The 19,959-nt window shown below is 29.9% G+C and carries 18 protein-coding genes; 5 read left to right on the forward strand and 13 right to left on the reverse strand.

What is annotated here, in order from left to right; genetic code table 11:
• The 3 genes from OXH55_RS13935 to OXH55_RS13945 form a co-directional block, all read right to left on the reverse strand.
• The coding region (locus OXH55_RS13935; protein ID WP_268050612.1) for a FecR family protein at positions 1-1,057 on the reverse strand (1,057 nt) is incomplete at its 3' end.
• A 15-nt stretch (positions 1,058-1,072) separates the two neighbouring features.
• The gene (locus OXH55_RS13940; protein WP_268050613.1) at positions 1,073-2,872 is read right to left on the reverse strand and encodes a CHASE2 domain-containing protein; all 1,800 of its coding nucleotides are present in this window, start codon (positions 2,870-2,872) and stop codon (positions 1,073-1,075) included.
• A gap of 10 nt (positions 2,873-2,882) precedes the next feature.
• A complete protein-coding gene (locus tag OXH55_RS13945; protein ID WP_268050614.1) occupies positions 2,883-4,019 on the reverse strand; it encodes an NHL domain-containing protein in 1,137 nt (378 codons plus the stop codon).
• A 927-nt stretch (positions 4,020-4,946) separates the two neighbouring features.
• On the opposite strand from OXH55_RS13945, the gene OXH55_RS13950 reads away from it, so the two are divergent.
• Positions 4,947-5,942 (forward strand): replication initiation protein, encoded by a 996-nt coding sequence (locus tag OXH55_RS13950; protein WP_268050615.1) that lies wholly within the window; start codon positions 4,947-4,949, stop codon positions 5,940-5,942.
• A gap of 75 nt (positions 5,943-6,017) precedes the next feature.
• On the opposite strand, the gene OXH55_RS13955 is transcribed toward OXH55_RS13950, so the two are convergent.
• The 8 genes from OXH55_RS13955 to OXH55_RS13990 all read right to left on the reverse strand — a co-directional run bounded on the left by OXH55_RS13955 (position 6,018) and on the right by OXH55_RS13990 (position 14,702).
• Positions 6,018-7,430 carry a serine protease gene (locus tag OXH55_RS13955; RefSeq protein ID WP_268050616.1) on the reverse strand — a complete coding sequence of 471 codons (1,413 nt, stop codon included), beginning with the start codon at positions 7,428-7,430 and terminating at the stop codon, positions 6,018-6,020.
• An 84-nt stretch (positions 7,431-7,514) separates the two neighbouring features.
• Positions 7,515-8,891, reverse strand: a complete 1,377-nt coding sequence (locus OXH55_RS13960) for an MATE family efflux transporter (RefSeq protein ID WP_268050617.1) — start codon at positions 8,889-8,891, stop codon at positions 7,515-7,517.
• Positions 8,892-9,114: 223 nt separating this feature from the next.
• Positions 9,115-9,429 carry a hypothetical protein gene (locus OXH55_RS13965; protein WP_268050618.1) on the reverse strand — a complete coding sequence of 105 codons (315 nt, stop codon included), beginning with the start codon at positions 9,427-9,429 and terminating at the stop codon, positions 9,115-9,117.
• Between the two features lie 445 nt (positions 9,430-9,874).
• Entirely contained in the window at positions 9,875-11,029 is a 1,155-nt protein-coding gene (locus tag OXH55_RS13970) for a S53 family peptidase (protein ID WP_268050619.1), read from the reverse strand.
• 121 nt (positions 11,030-11,150) lie between these two features.
• On the reverse strand, positions 11,151-12,305 hold the full coding sequence (locus tag OXH55_RS13975; RefSeq protein ID WP_268050620.1) for a S53 family peptidase: 1,155 nt from the start codon (positions 12,303-12,305) through the stop codon (positions 11,151-11,153).
• Positions 12,306-12,427: 122 nt separating this feature from the next.
• Complete coding sequence (locus OXH55_RS13980) at positions 12,428-13,582, reverse strand: S53 family peptidase (protein ID WP_268050621.1); 1,155 nt, start codon at positions 13,580-13,582, stop codon at positions 12,428-12,430.
• Positions 13,583-13,687: 105 nt separating this feature from the next.
• Complete coding sequence (locus tag OXH55_RS13985) at positions 13,688-13,993, reverse strand: AzlD domain-containing protein (RefSeq protein ID WP_268050623.1); 306 nt, start codon at positions 13,991-13,993, stop codon at positions 13,688-13,690.
• Entirely contained in the window at positions 13,986-14,702 is a 717-nt protein-coding gene (locus OXH55_RS13990; protein WP_268050624.1) for an AzlC family ABC transporter permease, read from the reverse strand. The genes OXH55_RS13985 and OXH55_RS13990 overlap by 8 nt, the downstream gene beginning before the upstream one ends.
• A gap of 158 nt (positions 14,703-14,860) precedes the next feature.
• On the opposite strand from OXH55_RS13990, the gene OXH55_RS13995 reads away from it, so the two are divergent.
• Entirely contained in the window at positions 14,861-16,309 is a 1,449-nt protein-coding gene (locus OXH55_RS13995; protein ID WP_268050625.1) for an aminotransferase-like domain-containing protein, read from the forward strand.
• Here the strand turns inward: OXH55_RS13995 and OXH55_RS14000 are convergent.
• Positions 16,301-17,182: an SPL family radical SAM protein gene (locus tag OXH55_RS14000; RefSeq protein ID WP_268050626.1), complete on the reverse strand. Its 882-nt coding sequence runs from the start codon at positions 17,180-17,182 to the stop codon at positions 16,301-16,303. The two genes, OXH55_RS13995 and OXH55_RS14000, sit on opposite strands and share 9 nt — an antisense overlap.
• 301 nt (positions 17,183-17,483) lie before the next feature.
• On the opposite strand from OXH55_RS14000, the gene OXH55_RS14005 reads away from it, so the two are divergent.
• From OXH55_RS14005 to OXH55_RS14015, 3 genes are all read left to right on the forward strand, one after another.
• On the forward strand, positions 17,484-18,044 hold the full coding sequence (locus tag OXH55_RS14005; RefSeq protein ID WP_268050627.1) for a sugar O-acetyltransferase: 561 nt from the start codon (positions 17,484-17,486) through the stop codon (positions 18,042-18,044).
• 159 nt (positions 18,045-18,203) lie between these two features.
• A complete protein-coding gene (locus OXH55_RS14010) occupies positions 18,204-19,196 on the forward strand; it encodes a DMT family transporter (RefSeq protein ID WP_268050628.1) in 993 nt (330 codons plus the stop codon).
• A 5-nt stretch (positions 19,197-19,201) separates the two neighbouring features.
• Complete coding sequence (locus tag OXH55_RS14015) at positions 19,202-19,552, forward strand: hypothetical protein (protein WP_268050629.1); 351 nt, start codon at positions 19,202-19,204, stop codon at positions 19,550-19,552.
• Between the two features lie 87 nt (positions 19,553-19,639).
• On the opposite strand, the gene OXH55_RS14020 is transcribed toward OXH55_RS14015, so the two are convergent.
• Positions 19,640-19,861, reverse strand: a complete 222-nt coding sequence (locus tag OXH55_RS14020; protein WP_268050630.1) for a YdbC family protein — start codon at positions 19,859-19,861, stop codon at positions 19,640-19,642.
• Between the last annotated feature and the right edge of the window lie 98 nt (positions 19,862-19,959).

A 19,959-nucleotide genomic window follows, 5' to 3' on the forward strand; every position in this document is an offset into this window, starting at 1 on the left:
CATCTGGTATAGTATTTTCATCTGGTATAGTATTTTCATCTGGTATAGTATTTTCATCTGGTATAGTATTTTCATCTGGTATAGTATTTTCATCTGGTATAGTATTTTCATCTGGTATAGTATTTTCATTCGGTGGATTATTACCATCTGGTGGGTTATTATTATCTGGTGGATTATTATCTACTCTATCAGTGTTATTTATAATAGATGTATTATCTTCCTCTATCAAATATAGTTTTTTTGCTTGTTCTTTATTTTGTTTCTCTTTTCTGTTGACTTTCTTGTCTTTCTCCTGCTTTTTCTTTTCTATAACTTCCTCTATTCCTTCCAGCAGCTTTTTATCTATTTTCTCAGGATTATCTTTAATTATTTCAAGTACAAATAAATCTAGTGACTCTTTTGTCACTTCCTTCATAGCTAAATTTTCTTTATTATTCACATCTGAATTAACAACTGCTTGTTCATTCTTCTTTAATAGAGTTTCAATTTCCTTAACAATTCTTTCTCCATCCTTGTCTTTAACATTTATTGATGTAATAGAACTAACAATCCCTTCTAAAACACCAACATTAATATTATTATCATTAAAATCTACATAAAACTTTGTTCCTCTTACTCCCATCACTGTGGAAGAGGCTTTAATTTCAAATTTACTTGATCCTTTTAACTTATTTTTAATATCTGTCCATATTTTACCCACCCAAAGTGATATTTCAGTTTGTCCTTCTGATGCTTTTCCCGATAATTCACTTAAGGTTAATTGATTATTTTCTGAAAGAATTATCTGTTTATCAGTATCTATTAAAAGTGTCATCTGTGAATTTTTGCCTACAACAATACTATCTCCTTCTACTAAGCTCATCCCTTCAAAAGCATCAAATGATCGCTCGCCGCCCTGTATAAACACTTTTGCATCACCACTAAGCTTGATAATCTGAGTATTCCTATGCTCTTGTGCAAAAATCATTTTTCCAAAAAGCATACTATGTATATAAATAACTATACTTACTTTTGCAATTAAAGCTTTTAATCGTTTCTTAAATTTATATTGCGCCAATACATCACCTCTTTTCTAATCTATATGAATATCTTTAAGTTCATAAACTGGAATCATCTTCTCTTTTCCTTTTACCTTCATTTCTCCTAGATAATTTGCTGTAACCTTTTCCTTTACTCTTTCATAGGTTGAGGCACTTAATAATATTTGTCCTCTTTTTGCATTGCTTTCCAATCTAGCAGAAGTATTTACTGTGTCTCCTATAGCTGTATAGTCCATTCTTGTTTTTGAACCTATATTTCCCACAACTGCATAACCTGTATTAACACCTATTCCAAATTCGACAGATATTCCAAATTTTTCTTCCAGCTTTTTCTTAAGGTCTTCTGATCCTTTTTTCATTGCAAATGCAGCCTGCACAGCTTTTAATGGATGATCTTCCAGATCTAAAGGAGCATTAAAAATTGCCATTGTAGCATCCCCAATAAATTTGTCTAATGTTCCACCAAATTTAAATATAGATTCTGAGGTTAAAGTTAAATATTCATTTAAAATTTCAACTACTTGCTCTGGCTGTACCTTTTCTGACAACGGCGTAAATCCTCTAATATCTACAAATAAAACTGAAATTTCTCTTTTCCCTCCACCTAATTTAAGTGTTTTTAATTCACCTTTTAATATCTCATCAACTACCTCAGGTGCTACATATTTTCCAAAGACATTTGTAACTCTTCTTCTTTCTGCAAATTCGCTTAGATATTTATATACAATACTAGATATATAAAGTAGTGCTAATAGTATTATTGGATATGCTATATTTAAAATATATCCCTTAGAATATGTAAATCTTGCAACAAATAAATAAAGAGCTGATATTACCCCAAATATTATAAAAGAAAACTTAGGATTTATCTTATTGAAAATAAGGTGTGCAGCTATCCCTAAAATTATTATTATTAATGCTTTAATAAGCTCTGAAATTTCTTGTTTAAAATTATTATGAAATATATTTTGAATAATATTTGCATGGACTTCTACCCCATACATCTTAGCATTCTTTTGTATAGAAGTATAAAAACTATCATTTGGAAATCCTTCAGCATATGGACCAATCAAAACAATTTTATCTTTAAAATATATTGAAGGTACTTTTCCACTCAAAACATCATAATATGATATTGCTTTAAACGCTCCTGGCTTTCCATTAAAATTTATATAATATCTATTAAAAAAATCTTTAGGAATTTCTCTATTTAAGATTTTTTTTCCTGTTCTTTTTTCATATTCTTTTACTATAGTATAATCAAAGCTTTTTATTTCTTTATCATTATATTTAAAAGAATCTAATGCACTTCTAACCACTCCATCATTAGGATCCTCCAAAACATTGATGTGACCCGCAGCACATACCTTCTTTAATTCATTAAAGCTTTCAATAATACTATCAGGTTTTACATCTCCCTTAATTCTATCTATTCCTATATTTGCTGATAACTTTTTATAATTAAAATTACCTACTATAGGAAATACTACATTCCCCACATTTTTAACCACCTTAACTAATACATCATCACTTTCTTTTTTAGAGGTTTCAGATAAGATTACGTCTACACCAATAACTACTGCTTCTCCCTCTGTTAACTTTTCTATAAGCTCCGCATGAACAGATCTATCCCATGGCCATCTACCAATCTTGTTTAAGCTGCGATCATCAATTCCTACAATAACTATGTTTTCTAAATCTACATTTCTCTCTTTATATTGAAACACGCTATCTCTTACATTATTTTCTATACCATCAAACAAACCTGCAAATCCAGTAATCGCAACTAATAAAGTAAGGAATAGCGAAAATATATATTTTTTTATTCTCATTAATAGCCTCCTATTTAACTTTTATCTTTCCAATAATGTTGTTTTTATTATCTGATACATATAAATAACCATCCTTATATAATACAGCTGTAGGATGATTAAATCTCTCTTTATTATACATACCAGACTTACCATCACCTAATAGTGTAGAAACTGCTCCATCTCTTTTTATAACTCTTATACTATGATTAAATGTATCCGCTACATATATATTTCCTTGTTCGTCTAAACATAAGCCCTTTGGAAAATTGAATTTTGCTTGTAGAGCCTGGCCATTAGCGAACCCACCTTTTATATATGAAGTTCCTTTTATAATCTCCTTTTCAGAACCTGCAATAGTTACAACTTTCCCTTTATGTATTTTTCTAATTCTTTGATTTCCACTATCAGTTATGTATATTGCTCCATCTTTATCTATAACTATATCTGAAGGTTCATTAAACATAGCTTCCTTTAAATCTCCGTCTTTATAACCACCATCTTTGCTCTTAACACCAGCAAAAGTGGAAACCACACCCTTTGGAGATATCCTACGTATGACATGATTTAATGTATCAGCTATATAAATATTTTTTTTATCATCTACTGCTATTCCTGATGGTAAAGCAAATTGAGCTTCTTGTGCTTTACCATCCTTATATCCTTCCTTGCCTGTGCCTACAAAAGTATATACTTGTCCTTTTATTATTGTTCTTATTACATTATTTCCACTATCTGAAATATATAGATTTCCTTCTTTGTCTACAGCTAAATCTCTAGGCTTATTAAATTTAGCTTTGTCAACATCTCCATCTATAAATTCACCTAAGGGAAAATTAAATCTATCCTTCTTATCTGAATACCCTGCTAACGTTGTAACCTTATCATTAGATATTTTTCTTATTCTATTATTATAAGAATCTGCAACTAACAAATTTCCTGCTTTATCTAAAGCAATTCCATAATTAAACAAAAACTCTGCTTCTAATCTGTTACCATCTTTGTGTCCCATTTTTCCATTTCCACAATAAACTTTATATATTGAACTGCTATTTTCTTTTAATGATATCTCAGTTGTTTTTTTTGAAATAAATGCTTGCCTCCCCAATAAAATTAGAAAGAAAATTAAAACTGTACAAACCAAAAAAGATATTTTTTTTCTCCGCATAAAATTCCTCCATAAAAATATTATTATATATGGAATATTACCTTATTTTTCAACACATTTCAACAAAATTCTACAAAAGAAACTTTTCAAAAATAAGACTCAATATATAAGTGTACTCCTCTCATATTTTAACTATAGTAACCTTTTATACAAACATATTTTTTAATATGACCTTTTCATAGTCATAATATCTATTATGCTAATATAAATTATGACCTTTCTATAGTAAAACCAAATTTTAAATATGACCTTTTCATAGTAAATATAATTTACCCTAGAATACTATTACAAATTTAATTTAAAATTAAACTTAAGTTTTTAAATAATAAAAATCAGGTTCTAAGTTTAAATTTTTAGAATCTAGTTTTAAGTTACTTCTTATAAATTTATATAATTAAATATGACTTTTTCATAGTATATTACAACAGTTGTTTTAAATATTTTATATAAACAACTAATTTTAAATATTTTACGCTCCCTCTAAAGTATTGATATCACTAGGTTTTTTAATAAGAAATATGACCTTTTCATAGTATATTATGCCTTTTTCATAGTATAATACATTTTAAATACGACCTTTCCATAGTATATTATGACCTTTCTATAGCCTAATGCATCTTCAAACATGACTTTTTCATAGTGATTATGACCTTTCCATAGGATAATATATCTTCAAATATGCCTTTTTCATAGTGTACTATGAATCTTCTATGGTATGCTATATCTTTAAAATATGACTTTTTCATAGCGTTATACATTTTTTAATATGACTTTTCCATAGTATTATACATTTTTTAATATGACTTTTTCATAGTGTGCTGTAACCTAATTATAGTAAAAAATATTAAATATGACTATTTCATAGCATAATATGACAATTTACTTCCTAGTCATAAAAAGATATAATTGTATGCATGAGGTGATTACATGATAACAAAAGAAAACAATACTCTAATTGTAAAATCTAATAAATTAATAGAAGCTTCTTATAAATTAACAGCTGGAGAACAAAAAATTATATTAACTCTTTCTTCTAAAATTAAACCTGAGGATGAAGAGTTTAAAGACTATGAATTTAAAATAAAAGATTTTATAAAACTACTAGGAATAAAAAATCAAGCAAAATATGCAGAAGTACCTCAAGTAACTAAAGAGTTAATGAGAAAAGTTTTTACCATTAAAGAAGAAGATAGAGAAATTCAACTATCCTGGCTATCTTCTGTAACATACCTAAAAGGCAAAGGAATAGTAGTATTGCGATTTGATCCTAATTTAAAACCTTATTTATTGCAACTAAAATCAAGATTCACAAGCTATAATTTAACAAACATTATACAACTTAAAAGCGGCTATGCTTTTAGAATATATGAACTTCTAAAACAATACGAGAGAATAGGTCAAAGAACCTTTGATTTAGAAGAATTAAAGTGTATTCTTGGTATAGAAAAAGATAGATATACTTTATATGCTGATTTTAAAAGGAAAGTTATCTTAAAAGCACAAAAAGAAATAAACGTTAAAACAGACCTCTCCTTTGATTTTGAGCAAATAAAAAACGGTAGAAAGGTAACAGCTCTAAAATTTATAATAACTAATACTACGAATCAAAATAACGCTATATTCCAAATCGAAAATAATAATTACATAGAACAGGTTAAAAATATATTTGATGAAGATATAACCCCTCTTGAAGCAGAAAAAATACATAAAACAGCTAACGGGAATATATATTTAATAAAAGAAAAGTATTTGCTAGCTAAAAATCAGAAAAAAATTAAAAGTTTAGTTCCTTGGATTATAAAAGCTTTAAAAGAAGACTTCAAACCTCCTATACCAAAAGAAAAGGTAGATTCTTTTAACAACTATGAACAAAGAAAATATGATTTTGATGAGCTTGAAAAAAAGCTTTTAGGGTGGAAATAAAAGAATATAAAATAAAAACTAAGAGTTGGCTATTTCCATCTCTTAGTTTAAACTACACTCAACATCATTACCTTTTTATGTAAACTTTAATATATTTCCAGCAAATTGTTGTATACATTGTGATAACACAGCCATATTTAAATTTTGTCCATCGAATCCTGACGTTGTTATCCCTGCCAAATTTCCATACATATCAATTAATGCTCCTCCTGAACTTCCGGAAGAAATAGGTGCCGTTATTTGAACCATTTCTACATAATCAAATTTTCTAAATCCTGATACAATACCTTCTGAAATAGTATTAAACAAACCTAAAGGACTACCTATTGCTATAATCTTCTGTCCTCTCACTAAATTCTTTTTACTCAATTCAATGGATTTTGTTCTCTTGTCCACTTTTATTAAAGCCAAATCATAGTCTGTATGATATTTTACAATGTTGTATACCATATATTCATTGTTATCATTTTCAAAAACAACACCAAATAATACTCCTTTATTTACCACATGAAAATTCGTTATAATAAACCCTTCGTCACTTATTACAACTCCAGATCCTTTACCAAGTAATTGTTTATTATTATCATATACATTTATCATTACTACTGATTCAGCCAATTTAGAAAGTTCTTCACAACTTTTTTCGACCTGTACTTTAATATTTGACATATGTTTATTTACTTTTTCCTCAAAATTTTTATGTACACTTTCTTCTATTCTTACATCTTGTACTTTGGACCTATGTACTGGAAACTGTATTACTTTATTATGCATTTTGCTGCATCTTATGACATTTGAATAATGTTTTACTTCTGGAATTTCACAATCTATATCTTCTTTTGGATTTATGTAGATTACATCACACCCTAACTTAGATAACAGTATCAAGAAATATAGTTCATGTCTTTTAATAGTTCCGTAAAATATAATCTTATGTATTATATTAATATTACACTCATTTGCAAACAGCTGTTTCAGATATTTGTTCATCCATAATAACAATTTCACACCAAAATTTTTTCGGGCAGTTTCACTTTTACTAATATTGTTTGCATCATACAAGTCCATTATTTCTTTAAAAGCCTGTTTTTTTGTCCATTCTAAACATTCATTTTTTATTTCATAGCCCATATTTAAAGTGAATAATTTATACGGATTTATATGCTTGTCATTTTCTAACTCAATATAATTGTCCATAATTTTCTTAGCTTTTTCTATTTCATTCATATCTAAAACTTTTTCCAAACCGTTTGTGAATTTAATATAACTTACTTCAATTGATTGCAAATACTTGTCTAACTCTTTTAATTTATTAATATAATCACTCTCATTATAATTCATACCTATATATCTACAAAAAAGAACTGGTTTAATTAAGCTTCTATTTGAAAGATTATTTCTTTCATCCTTAAAAATACATTTTATATCTTCAAAAGGAGCTTTAGTTTGTAATATACCCGTTTTTAAAGGTTTTACTTTTACGATCATTTCACTTCACTCCAAAATCATTTTAATTACTTCATTAAAAACTTTTCATTAGCTATCTTCATTAATAACTGTAAATTTACTATTTTATGCAACAATTTTATTATCTAATGTTGAACTATCCAACTCATATATATCTAACTTTTTAACTTCTTTGTTAAACAAAAAAACTGTTATAAAAAACGAAATAATATCTGATATTGGAGCAGCAATCCACACCCCAATTAATCCTAAATACTTAGGTAAAATTATTAATAATGGTATCAAAACAAGTACCTGTCTTAACATTGAAAGAATCATAGAAGTCTTAGCTTTTCCTATAGCCTGAAAATAATTACCGCCTATTATTTGATATCCTATAATTGGCAGCATACACAAGGTAATTCTCAATCCAACAGAACCTATTTGCATTAATTGAGGTTCTTTATTAAATAATCCAATTATATGCTCAGGGAATAACTGAATTATTATATCTGCTGTAATCCCAAGAATAGTAGCACCAATAACAGCTAATTTTAAAGTTTTCTTAACTCTAAAATACAATTTAGCACCATAGTTATAACCTATAATAGGTTGAGCTGCTTGTGTTATAGATATTATAGACATTATTATAAGCATAGAAATACTAGTTATAACCCCCATAGCACCAATAGCTGAATCTCCACTGTATCTTATTAATTGTTTGTTTAATAAAATATTTACAGCCCCACCAGCTGCTTGGATTGCAAAAGGAGCCATACCTATTGCAACAATGCCTTTAACAATTTCAATATTCAATTTAAAATTCTCTTTTTTTAATTTTAATACACTTCTAGTGCTTCTAAAGTGTGCAATAACCCATATTGTATTAGCCGTTTGAGAAATAACTGTAGCTATAGCTGCTCCTTTTATTCCCATCTTAAAAACAAATATAAATAAGGGATCCAAAATTATATTTAATACAGCACCTATAATCATAGTTATCATAGCAATATTGGCATTTCCTTCAGAACGAATGGAATTATTCAAACCAAATCCTAAATTTTGAACTATAGTACCTAGTAAAATAATTGATAGATATTCTTCCGCAAACTGAATAGTGTTTTTACTTGCACCAAAAGCTTTTAATAATGGAGTTTTAATTATAAAGCATAATATACTTACTATAATTGACGCAATAATAAGCAAGATAAATGTATTTCCTAATACTTTTTCTGCTTTATCTTTATCTCCCTTTCCTAAATTAAGAGACTGTAACACTCCGCCACCAATCCCCATAAGCATACCAAATCCAGAAGTAATTATCATAATAGGGAAAATAATGCTCAATGCAGCTAAAGCTAAATCTCCTACCCCTCTACCAATATATATTCTATCAACAATATTATATAAAGCATTTACCACGTTTCCAACAATAGCTGGTATAAAAAATTTCAATAATAAACTTCCTATATTTTCTTCTCTCAATCTTGTTGTTTTATCCATACACCTACTCCTTTTTCTTATTGTTACTATATTTGTTACTCTGCTTATATTCAAACCAGATTTCTACATTTATACATGTTTTTTTAAAGTATTATATATAATTATTACCAATATATAATAGCATATATGTTATGTTAATGCTATTGTTAAAATACCTACTTCATTCTGTTTACTTTTGTTGATATCAAAACGCTAGAAACGATATTTCCAAAGTAAAAAGTAGCTATGCTAAAGCATAACTACTTTTTCTGTCTGATACTTTTTTATTTTTATATTTAATATTTTGTTTATTCTCTTTTACTTCTTTTAATTTTTGTATTTTCCTTATATATAATTCATCTGTAGATAACCTTATACAGGCTACCATCATGTAAAATGATTTTGGAACTATCCTATTCTTAGTTAAATATATACATTTCTTTGCTGTTCCAATATTCTTAAAGTGACTGTGATTTTTATAAAGTCCTTTTAAATTAATTACTACATATCCACGTTTACTTTTCTTTATGAGGTAATTACTATCATTTAAAATGATCATTTAATCACATCCTTTATCTCTTTAATACTATTATACAACATAGTATTAAATAAAGACGTATTTTTTATTAAATTCTATGTATTTTTTTAACAATTATTAATTAAATTATAATGAATGTATGTAATATTCTGTTTAAGCTAATGTTAATTTTTTTATATTTTACTTGTATAATAACACCAATACTTCCATCTAAACTACATTGAATTTTATATGCTTTTTTTATTAAAATATAAATATAATTTCAAAAACCTACTAGGTAATTTTTGAATATCTCCTTTAGTTTTGATTTTTATTTAATGAAAATAGGGTAGTTTCTCTTAGAGGCTACTCTATTTTTTTACTTTTAAATACATAAGAAAATCTATTTTCCTTATAGTATCAAAGAAAACCACCCGCTAAGCGGGTAGTTATTTTTAATATCAATTTGCATTTTTAAATTATCAATCTATTTTAAACATCGAAGCTTTCTAATTAAACGGTACACAATCGGAGATCCCAACCCAGTGACATAATCATAGCCTTTTGATGCACGATGAAAACCATTTGAACCTTTTGTTATATCACAGAAGTTATACTGAGGAATTGAATAAGAAGTTTTTCCAGCAATGGTGTAAAGACGCTCACTGCAATTTGTAATCGGGCCGTATCCTTGTCCTGCACAAGCTATCACAGCTGCCCATGCAGGAGCGCTAAAGCTGGTACCTCCCAGAACAATCCATCCTACGTATCCATGAAAAGGAATACTAATATAAATCCAAACTCCCGTCTTAGGATCTGCAAGGAATGAAACATCGGGAATGCCGCGTTTTTGGTTTTGGTTGGTTATACCAAAAATAATTTGCCAGTAAGGCTCGGGGACAAACGGGCTTATACCTCCACCAGAACCAGACCAGGCGACCTCGGGGCATATACGTTTCCCATTTTTGCTAAGCTGCAGAGAGGTTCCGCCTACAGCAAGAACATAAGGTGAGGCTGCCGGATACAATGGCATACCTGCATCGCCTGAACCTGCCACAAATACTGTGCCTTCATGTTGAAAATGATAGTCAAAAACCCATTCACCATAAAATTCTTCTCTTCCCCAACTCATAGAAACAACTTGTACACCTTGTTTTACTGCATAATCAATAGCAGAGAAAAGATTGGTGAATGTGTTTGATTTAGCAGCCACAAGCAGTATTTTTGCTCTTGGTGCCAAAGTATGAATCCATTCCACATCAAGAGAAGTTTCTAGGGCCCATAAGGGATCCACTGGTGGTCGCCCATCGGGATAAGCAATTGTAATGTTGGCCTTAGGTAGATTAAACATGTTGCTGAACACACATAGGTCATTTTCTATATTAGGGTGATCGAAAGCTGTAATAATAGCAACAGTCTGACCTTGACCAATAAAACATTTGTCAAAATAATAAGCCTTTTTAATTTGTGATGGATGATAACCAGTGAAAGGAAGAGTTTTAATTTGTAATGGATTATAACCTTTTAAAGAACTTGTAATCTTTTTGTTTATAAGATAAAAGGGATGTGCATATATATTGTTGCCAATATCTTTTTCCTTTTGTATCCTATTATATTCCCTATTATTTTCCTTCTGTATCATCTTTAGTCACCCCCAAATATTAGGTTAGCCTAATATATTAACCTCACTATAGTATACAAAAAAACGATATCAGTGGTGCATAATGCTTTTTAATATCAATTTGTATTTTTAAATTATCAATCTATTTTAAACAACGAAGCTTTCTAATTAAACGGTATACAATCGGAGATCCTAGCCCAGTGACATAATCATAGCCTTTTGACGCACGATAAAAACCGTTTGAACCTTTTGTTATATCGCAGAAGTTATACTGAGGAATTGAATAAGAAGTTTTTCCAGCAATGGTGTAGAGACGCTTACTGCAATTTGTAATCGAGCCGTATCCCTGGCCCGCACAAGCTATCACAGCTGCCCATGCAGGAGCGCTAAAGCTAGTGCCTCCCAAAACAACCCATTCTATCATACCCTCCACAGGAATACTAATATAAACCCAAACTCCCGTACCTGGGTCAGCAAGAAATGAAACATCGGGAATACCGCGTTTTTGGTTTTGGTTGGTTATACCAAAAGTAATTTGCCAGCAAGGCTCGGGTACAAACTGGCTTATACCTCCGCCGGAACCAAACCAAGCAATTTCGGGGCATATACGTTTCCCCTTTTTGCTAAGCTTCAGAGAGGTTCCTCCTATACCCAGAACATGAGATGATGCTGCCGGATACACTGGTATGCCATAATCACCTGAAGACGCCACAAATACTATATCTTCATGCACAAAATGATGGTCAAAAAGATATTGCCCCTTAAATTCTTCTCCTCCAAAGCTCATAGAAACAACTTGTACACCTTGTTTCACGGCATAATCAACAGCAGAGCAAATATCGACTAATCTGTTTGATTTAGCAGCTACAACCAGTATTTTTGCTCTTGGTGCCAAAGCATGAATCCATTCCACATCAAGGCAAGTTTCTAGCGCCCAAACAGGATGTACTGGTGGTCGCCCATCTGGGTAAGCAATTGTAAGATCTGCCTTCGGTAGATTAAACATGCGATTAAACACACATAAGTCATGCTCTATATTGGGATGGTCGAAAGCTGTAATGATAGCAACTGTCTGACCTTCACCAATAAAACATTTGTCAAAATAATAAGCCTTTTTAATTTGTGATGGATGATAACCAGTAAAAGGAAGCATTTTAATTTGTGATGGATTATAACCATTTAAAGAACTTGTGGCCTTTTTGTTTATATGATAAAAGGTGTGCACTTGCATACTGTTGCCAATATCTTTTTCCTTTTGTATCCTATTATATTCACTATTATTTTCCTTCTGTATCATCTTTAGTCACCCCCAACTATTAGGTTAATATAATATATTAACCTCACTATAGTATATAAAAAAATGATATCAGTGGTTCATAATGCTTTTATAATAGCGATTTACATTTTTAAATTATCAATCTATTTTAAACATCGGAGTTTTCTAATTAAACGGTACACAATCGGAGATCCCAACCCAGTGACATAATCATATTCTTTTGATGCACGATGAAAACCATTTGAACCTTTTATTATATCACAGAAGTTATACTGAGGAATTGAATAAGAAGTTTTTCCAGCAATGGCGTAAAGACGCTCACTGCAATTTGTAATCGGTCCGTATCCCTGTCCCGCACAAGCTATCACAGCTGCCCATGCAGGAGCTGCAAAGCTGGTGCCTCCCAGAACAGTCCATCCCCATTTGCCTTGGATAGGAACACTAGTATAAACCCAAACTCCCATACTAGGGTCAGCAACAAATGAAACATCGGGAATGCGGCGTTTTTGATTTTCGTTGGTTATACCAAAAGTAATTTGCCAACAAGGCTCGGGTACAAACTGGCTTATACCTCCGCCAGAACCGGACCAGGCGATCTCGGGACATATACGTTTCCCCTTTTTGCTGAGTTTCAGAGAAGTTCCTCCTACACTCAGAACATAAGATGATGCTGCCGGATATATTGGTATGCCATCATTACCTGAAGACGCCACAAATACTATATCTTCATGTTGAAAATGATGGTCAAATACCCATTCAAGGCTAAATTCTTTTCCTCCCCAGCTCATAGAAACAACTTGTACACCTTGTTTCACGGCATAATCAACAGCAGAGAACATATGGCGGTATGAGTTTGATTTAGCTTCTACAACCAATATTTTTGCTCCTGGAGCCAAAGCATGAACCCACTGAACATCAAGAGCAGTTTCTAGTGCCCACCCAGGATTTACTGGTGGTCGCCCATCGGGATAAGCAATTGTAATATCAGCCTTCGGTAGATTAAACATGTTACTGAACACACATAAATCATTTTCTATATTAGGATGATCGAAAGCTGTAACAATAGCAACGGTCTGGCCTTCACCAATAAAACATCTGTCAAAATAATAACCCTTTTTAATTTGTGATGGATGATAACCAGTGAAAGGAAGCATTCTAATTTGTGTTGGATTATAACCACTTAAAGAACGTGTGGCCTTTTTGTTTATAAGATAAAAGGTATGTGCATATATATTGTTGTCAATATCTTTTTCCATTTGTATCCTATTATATTCACTATTATTTTCCTTCTGTATCATCTTTAGTCACCCCCAACTATTAGGTTAACATAATATATTAACCTCACTATAGTATACAAAAAAATGATATCACGTGTTCCACCATCTGCTTGAATATCTAATCATCTAAATCATAAGTAAACATATATAAGTAAATAAAACAGAACCAGTTACTGCAATAAATAATTTCTCTTTGATAGCGCTTAATAGTATTGCAATTCCTAACGCACATATTGAAATCAAAGGATGTCCATCTATAGCTGAAAATCCGCCAGGTATAACCATAGCTCCTAAAGCTGCATAAGGTATGTATGTTAAACTTCTTTTCACCTTATCTGAAAAATTTAATCTCTCAACAATATAAAAAGGTAAAACTCGCGGTATATATGTTGCTAGCATCATTCCTATAATTAATAGCATTATCTTATTCATAACATTTCTCCTCATTTTCATTATTTTTTTCATCTATTACATTCCATATCATAACAGTTAATACTATAACTATTATGATGTGCCATCCTTGAGGAATAAATTTAATATTGTGAATTAATAAATTTAGGATGCCTGAAGTTACTACAATGCCAATAGTTTTAAAAGATTTTTTAAACTCTGGTGCTAATATTGCTAAAAACATAGCATATAAAGCTATTCCCATACTTTGACTTAATGCACTTGAGATTATACTTCCTAGTTGAAATCCTAACAAAGAACCTAGTGATAAAGATAAATATGCAGTTGCAGCCATAGGCAAATAAAAATATACTCCAACAGATTCTTGTTTTAAATATGATATAGAATATGTTTCGTCTGTCATCCAAAATGCTATTAAAGGACGCCATTTCAAACAATTTTTATTAAGTTTAGTACTAAGTGAGACTCCCATAATAAAATGCCTGAAATTAAAAAGCAATGTTGTGAATATTATACTCAATACACCTGCTCCTGAATTTAATAACTCTAGTGCAACAAACTGTGATGCACCTGCATAAACAATTGCTGAAAACCCTACACATTCTGCTAAACTAATGCCACTGGATTTAGCTAAAATTCCAAATGTCATGGCAATAGGAATAAATCCTAATGCTATAGACGCCCCAGCTTGAAACCCTGCCTTAATTTCTGATAAATAATTCTTATTCATTTTATATTGTATCTCTCCTCTCAAAGATATAATTAATTTACTCTAATAATCTTTAAACTAGTTTTATGATTGAATACTTGGTAAATTTGTTATATTATAAAGTAAATTATATATAACAGTCAAAACAAAAGCATAACAGTTAAAAGGGAGAATATTCAATGTTTATATCTTTTGATAGAAATAAGAAAGAACCACTCTATAAACAAGTAGCTCATGGTATTACAGACAAAATTCTGTCAGCAGAATTTTCAAACAATATGAAATTACCTTCCGTTAGAGAATTATCTAAGAATCTTGGATTAAGTCATATGACTATTGTTAAAGCTTATGAGTTACTTGAAAAAGATAAGATGATAGTAAAAATTCATGGTAAAGGTATTTTTGTTAATTCTTCTGTACTCTGCCCAACTTCTAATACAAAAATAATATCCTCATGGTATAGTTCTATCGAAGATTATCAACCTAGGGCTCTTACGCTAAATCTTTTAAAAAATACTTTAATCAAGAAAAAATACAATTTATCATATGCTATGCTGCCTACGAGTTTATGTCTAGATGTTAAAGATATATTTATGAATGTTTTATCTACTCAGCCTGAAGCACTAATGACTTATACAGAGACCTCTGGAGATTCAAAGTTAAAAAAATCATTTATTCAATATCTATCTAAATATAGAAGTATTAATACAAATTCTAAAGAGATGATAATTATTTCTGGCACACAACAAGGTCTAAGTTTAATAGCATCTGTTTTTACAAATTCAAAAGACCTTATAATGATAGAGTCTCCATCTTATACTGGTGCAATAGATGCCTTTAAAAGTTCTGGTGCTGTGATAAAAGCATTACCAATTTGTAATAACAGACTTTCTCTTAACGAACTTTTAAAACAATGTGATCAGCGACCTCCAAAATTTGTGTATCTAACACCAAATTACAGTAATCCAACAGGATATTGCTTGTCAAAACAAGAACGTCTTGAACTCTTAAATATTGCTGAATCTTTCAATTTTCATATTATCGAAGATGATCCTTGGGGAGAAATTAGTTTTGAGAAAGAGCCTCCATTACCTATTAAAGCTTATGATAAAAATAATAGAGTTATATACATCAAAGGGATTAGTAAAATTTTAGGTGCTGGTTATAGAGTAAGCCTTCTCTCAGCCTCTGAAAATATCACTAATACTATTGAAAAAGCAAAGGCTTGCGCCGATTTAGGAACAGCTTTATTAACGCAAAGACTACTATCTGAAGTTTTAAATAGTCCAAAGATTGATACTCATATTCAAAATATAAAGGATTTTGTTCAACAAAGAATGCAACTTACAATAAAAATTTTAAGAGAGAATTTAAATAAAAAAGTAAAGTACATAGTTCCAAATGGCGGATTCAATATTTGGCTTAAACTTCCTAATGAAATAAATACAGCGAATATTCTATTTGAATGTGCTTATGATAAAGGAATTACATTTTTACCGGGAGCTATCTGCTATCCACTACATCCCCACCATAATGAAATAAGAATTTCAGTTTCATATTTAAATGATGAGGATTATAAATTTGCGATTATGAAACTATGTAAGATTATAAATGAAAGATTAAAATAAACTTAATTGCTTTTTCTCATAGTCTTTCTTATAAGCAGTTATAATATCCTGCATTTTATATAGTATATTTGCTTTATCACACTCTTCTTTAAAGAGTTTCCACAATGCAGTTGCGCGTTTTGAACGACATTCATAAGAAAATCCATATTCCTTTATATACCTCTGAGTTGTACCATAGAACTGTTCATCTAACTTTTTAAAGAAATAATTTCTTTGATTTTGTCTAAGTGTTACCCCAAAAGCAGGATAAATAAATTTTGCACCACTTTCCTTTGCTAACCTTATAATATTTAATATATTTTCGTCACTATCTTCAATAAAAGATAGTACAGGCATTAGCAATATACCTGTAAAAATACCACTTGCAGAAAGCCTTTTTATTGCATCAAATCTCTTTGATGCTACTGCCACATTAGGTTCAAGCTTTTTACAAAGACTGTCATCCCCTGTTGTAATTGTGATTTTAACAATAACAGGGGAATACTTTTTTATATCTTGCAATATATCTATATCTCTTGTAACAAGATCACTTTTTGTTGCTATGGCAATCCCAAAATTATATTTATTTATAAGTTTTAATGCTTTTCTAGTAAACTCATACTCAGCTTCAAAAGGATTATACGGATCTGACATTGATCCTGTAGCAACTATCCCTTTTTTACGTTTTGATTTAAGTTCCCTATTTATTATTTCAATAGCATCCTGCTTTGCACGAACAGTATCAAAATCTTTAATTTGATAGCATTCACTTCTTGAATCACAATAAATGCATCCATGACAGCAACCTTTATATATATTCATATTATACTCAGTGCCAAACCAATCTATATTGTTTGTTTTTGTTATAATTGTTTTTGCAGGTATAAATTTCATTTCATACTCCTTTATATTTCAAGTATTTTTTGTAACTTCTCTTTTTTATATTTTAAAGTGTTCGGCTTTTTGTGTCTACAATATTATACTAACACCAGGTTTCTACAACAATTATTTCTCAAAATTATTGTAAAATGAACCTATTATTCCTAATATATCCTATGTGCTTTAAACATATAACACATAGTTCAATTTTTAAACACTTTACTTTCTATATTTAGCTTTATGAACTGTTTGACCATATTGTTTATACAACTATGCTATAATGTTTCAGGCGCGCACTAAATAAGGAGTGTATAAAATGAGTGAAAAACAGAAAATGTTAAATGGTGAAATATATAATGCCTATGATGAAAATTTAATACTTTTAAGAAATAAAGCTAGACATCTTACAAAAGCATACAATAGCACAGACCCTGAGGCAACAGAACAAAGAATAAATATTCTCAAAAATTTATTTGGAAAAATAGGAGATAATTTTGAAATAGAGCCTCCTTTTCATTGTGATTATGGCACTAATATGGAAATTGGAGAAAATTTTTATGCAAATTTTAATTTTTTAGTTTTAGATGATGGACTTGTAAAAATTGGAGACAATGTATTGATTGCACCTAATGTAAGCATACTTACTGCAACTCATCTAATCGATCCTAAGTTAAGACCTAAAAATGCTGATTATACAAAATCTGTAACTATCGGAAATAATGTATGGATTGGTGCTGGATCTATAATAAATCCCGGTGTAACCATTGGTGATAATAGCGTAATAGGTTCAGGCAGTGTGGTTACAAAGAATATTCCATCCAATGTTGTCGCTGCTGGGAACCCTTGTAAAATAATAAAATATATTGATAAAGAATAATAAAAGTCGTTTAATCAAGACTTTCACTAAAAAATAAGTGAAAGTCTTTTAAGAGTTCAAAGTACTTCAAGCTAAATTGAAAATACGAATAAAACTATCTAAATCTTGTACTTTGTTATTAAACAAAGTACCTTCTATATATGAAAGGACCGATTAATATTGAAAAATATAGCTAGTTTAACATTACAAAGAGATTTGCATTATGCTAAAAACGGTATAGCTAATTGTTTAATTTCAGGTATAACCTGGGGAATAGATGCTATACTGCTTGGTTATTTATTAACTAATTATCCATTTAACGATACTAATACTGCTATGCAAGCACCTCTTATAGCAGCCTGCATACATACAGGATTTTCATCTTTTTTTATTTTACTTTACAATTTTTATACTGGTAAAATTAAAGAATTTGGTAGATGTCTATTTAGTAAAGCTGGTATACTTATTATTATTTGTGCAATATGTAGTGGACCATTAGCAATGTCAGGATATTTACTTGGAATTAATATGGCAGGAGCTTCCTATGCAGCAGTTATAACTTCTAGTTATCCTGCAATAGGAACAGTTTTAGCTGTAATATTTCTTAAAGAAAAATTAAATAAAAGAACTTTAATAGGAATTTTGTTATGTGTTGTGGGAGCCATAGCTACAGGATATATGTCACCAACTAATATATTATATCCTAAGTTTTATTTAGGAATAATATTTGCTTTTATTGCTGCACTAGGCTGGGGTTTAGAAGGTGTTTTTGGTGCTTATGTTATGGACATTGTAGATCCTGAAATAGCTATTTCAGTTCGACAAACAGCTTCCTTCTTCATGTATATATTTTGTGTTATTCCATTTATAAAAGGATTTAAAATATTATTTAATTCCTTTACAGCTTCTAATATGATAATTTTAATATTAGCAGGTATATTATGTAGTGTTTCTTATATAACTTGGTACTTTGGCTTAAGTATGACTGGAGTAGGTAGAGCTATGGCTCTTAATATTACTTATCCTCTCTGGGTTATAATATTAGAATGGTTGATAACAGGTGTGCAAGCTTCTCCAAATTTGATAATTGGATGTTTAATAATTGTGTTTGGAGCAATTTTAGTTTCAGGGAACCCAAAAGAAATGCTAAGATTAAGAGAATATAAGGAGTAATAATTATGAAAATGAAACTACCAATGAAATTTAGAATACTTCAATTAATTTGTGAAAGAAGTATTCAACTTAAAATAATAAATACACATGAAATTATAAACCTAATTAATTTAGAATATGGTAATGAAAAACAGTGCTGTGATAAAACTATAAAAACACATATTCTAGCACTAAAATCAGTAGGATTAATCACAGAAACTAATGTTTATGAAAATAAAAATCAATTAATATCTGAATACAAATCAACTCGTGAAGGCTTTAACAGAATGAAACTTATACCTAATACTGCTGAAAGCTATAAAGAATGGCTGCCTTTCAAAGGACAAGTTAATGCTTTAATAAATCATAATGGCTAAAAATTCATTAGTTATGTTTCTTTGTTAAGCATATGTGTAAAAAATCTCCGCTAATTAAGTAGAGATTTTTTATTTTTATCTTATTTTCTATAGCTCCATACCATTCAATATATCTCTCAACTTTTTCAATTCCTCAGCTGATAGAGTTATTCCCTTCCCCATCTTTTCATGTTCAGGTGCCCAATCTCTTAAATCAAACTTAGGATCTCTTCCATTCCATCTGATTATATTTAATTCTTTAGTCCATCCTTTTGGTGATTCTGAAACTATTCCTATATTTTCTTTTATTTCGTATTTAATATCTGCCATTTCAAATTCCTCCAAATTAAATATCCAAACTCGCTCCGTTATCCCTAATCCAATTTTTCCTTTTTATATAGTCAGACATAACCTTATCTACAATATTT

The sequence above is a fragment of the Clostridium ganghwense genome (assembly GCF_026735165.1).
GTDB lineage: Bacteria > Bacillota > Clostridia > Clostridiales > Clostridiaceae > Clostridium_H > Clostridium_H ganghwense.